General features: G+C 76.2%; 3 protein-coding genes. All 3 read left to right on the top strand.

Translation table 11 applies throughout. The features are described from left to right. On the top strand, positions 1-1,206 hold a 1,206-nt coding region (locus tag KBX39_RS28325; protein ID WP_210873460.1), incomplete at its 5' end, for a formimidoylglutamate deiminase. Continuing rightward, positions 1,203-2,372, top strand: coding sequence for an imidazolonepropionase (hutI, locus tag KBX39_RS28330; protein ID WP_210873463.1), 1,170 nt, complete (start codon positions 1,203-1,205; stop codon positions 2,370-2,372). The genes KBX39_RS28325 and hutI, both read left to right, overlap by 4 nt. Then, positions 2,369-2,672: aromatic amino acid lyase (locus tag KBX39_RS28335; RefSeq protein ID WP_210873465.1), on the top strand; the 304-nt coding region annotated here is incomplete at its 3' end. The genes hutI and KBX39_RS28335, both read left to right, overlap by 4 nt.

Raw genomic sequence — 2,672 nt, forward strand, 5'->3', positions numbered from 1 at the left:
CGGCTGCCCGGCCTGACGGTGCCCGGCCTGGCGAACGCGCACTCGCACGCGTTCCACCGCGCGCTGCGCGGGCGCACCCACGACGGGCGCGGCGACTTCTGGTCCTGGCGCAGCCTGATGTACGCGATCGCGACCCGGCTCGACCCGGACACCTACCTGGCGCTGGCCCGCGCCGTGTACGCGGAGATGGCGCTGTCCGGGATCACCTGCGTGGGCGAGTTCCACTATCTGCACCACGGTCCCGGCGGCACCCCGTACGACGACCCGAACGCCATGTCCGCAGCGCTCGTGGAGGCCGCCGCGCACGCCGGTGTGCGGCTCACGCTGCTGGACACCGCGTACCTGGCCGGGGGCGTGGACGGCGCGCCGCTGACCGGGCCGCAACGCCGGTTCGGTGACGGCGACGCGCTGCGCTGGGCGGCGCGGGTGGACGCGTTCGGGCCGGCCGACGACCACGTCCGGCTCGGCGCGGCCATCCACTCGGTGCGCGCGGTCCCGGCCGAGCAGCTCGCCACCGTAGCCGGCTGGGCCGACCGCAACGGGCTGCCGCTGCACGTGCACCTGTCCGAGCAGCCGGCCGAGAACGACGCCTGCCGGGCCGTGCACGGCTGCACCCCGACGCGGCTGCTGGCCGACCACGGCGTGCTCGGCCCGCACACCACAGCGGTGCACGCCACCCACCCGACCGCCGCCGACGTGGCGCTGCTCGGCGACAGCCGTACCCGGGTCTGCGTCTGCCCCACCACCGAGCGCGACCTGGCCGACGGGGTCGGCCCGGTGCGCCGGATGGCCGACGCGGGCAGCCCGCTGAGCCTGGGCAGCGACAGTCACGCCGTGGTGGACCTGTTCGAGGAGGCCCGCGCGCTGGAGATGGACGAGCGGCTGCGTACCCGCCGGCGGGGGCACTTCACGCCGGCCGAGCTGCTCGGCGCCGCCACCGTCGGCGGGCACGCCGCGCTGGGCTGGGGCGACGCCGGCCGGTTCGCCGTCGGGCAGCGAGCCGACCTGGTCACGGTACGGCTGGACAGCGCCCGCACCGCCGGGGTGCCGCCGGCCGGCGCGTTCTTCGCCGCCACCGCCGCCGACGTGACGAGCGTGATCGTGGACGGGAGGCCGGTGGTGGACGGCGGCCGGCACCTGACCGTGGACGTGCCCACCGAGCTGCGGGACGCGATCGCGGCGGTGACCGCGAAGGAGGACTCGTGACGCGCGGCAGCCTGCTCGTCGACCACATCGGCGAGCTGGTCACGAACGACGGCCGCGACGGCGACCCGCTGGGCATCAGGCGCGACGCCGCGCTACTGGTCGAGGGCGGCCAGGTGGCCTGGATCGGGTCGACCCGCTACGCGCCCGCCGCCGACCGGCGGATCGACGCCGGTGGCGCGGCGGTGCTGCCCGGCTTCGTGGACAGCCACGCCCACCTGGTCTTCGCCGGGGACCGGGCCGCCGAGTTCGCCGCCCGGATGGCCGGCGAGCGCTACACCGGCGGCGGCATCCGCACCACTGTGGGCGCCACCCGCGCGGCCTCCGACGACGACCTGCGCGCCACTGTGGGCCGGCTACGCGCGGAGATGCTGCGGCAGGGCACCACCACCGTCGAGATCAAGAGCGGGTACGGCCTCACCGTCGCCGACGAGGCCCGCTCGCTGCGCATCGCCGCCGAGTTCACCGAGGACACCACGTTCCTCGGCGCGCACGTGGTCCCCGCCGAGTACGCCGACCGCCCGGACGACTACGTGGGCATGGTCTGCGGGCCGATGCTCGCCGCCGCCGCGCCGTACGCCCGCTGGATCGACGTGTTCTGCGAGCGGGGCGCGTTCGACGCCGACCACGCGCGGGCGATCCTCGCCTGCGGGCAGGCCGCCGGTCTGGGCGTACGGCTGCACGCCAACCAGCTCGGCCCGGGGCCGGGCGTACGGCTCGGCGTGGAGCTGGGCGCGGCCAGCGTCGACCACTGCACCCACCTGACCGACGCCGACGTCGACGCGCTGGCCGGCTCGGAGACGGTCGCCACGCTGCTGCCGGGCGCCGAGTTCTCCACCCGGTCGCCGTACCCGGACGCCCGGCGGCTGCTCGACGCGGGCGTGACAGTCGCGCTCGCCACCGACTGCAACCCCGGCTCGTCGTACACGTCGTCGATGCCGTTCTGCGTCGCGCTCGCCGTACGCGAGATGCGGATGACCCCGGCGGAGGCGGTGTGGGCCGCTACCGCCGGTGGGGCGGCGGCGCTGCGCCGCACCGACGTGGGGCGGCTGACCCCCGGGGCGCGGGCCGACCTGATCATCCTCGACGCCCCGTCCCACCTGCACCTGGCCTACCGGCCGGGGGTGCCACTGATCCGCCAGGTTCTGCACAACGGAGTGCCGCGATGACCACAGTGACCATCCTGTCCACCGGGGTCACCCCCGCCGACGTGCTCGCGGTGGCCCGCGGCACCGCCAAGGTCGTGCTCGACCCGGCCGCCACCGAGGCGATGGCGACCTCCCGGTCCATCGTGGACCGGATCGAGGCGGCCGGGCGGCCGGTGTACGGCGTCTCCACCGGGTTCGGCGCGCTCGCCAACACGTTCGTCGCACCGGAGCGCCGGGCCGAGCTGCAGCACGCGCTGATCCGCTCGCACGCCGCCGGGGTGGGCGCGCCGATGCCGCGCGAGGTGGTACGCGCCATGATGC

This window comes from Micromonospora sp. D75 (assembly GCF_018070405.1).
Taxonomy (GTDB): domain Bacteria; phylum Actinomycetota; class Actinomycetes; order Mycobacteriales; family Micromonosporaceae; genus Micromonospora; species Micromonospora chalcea.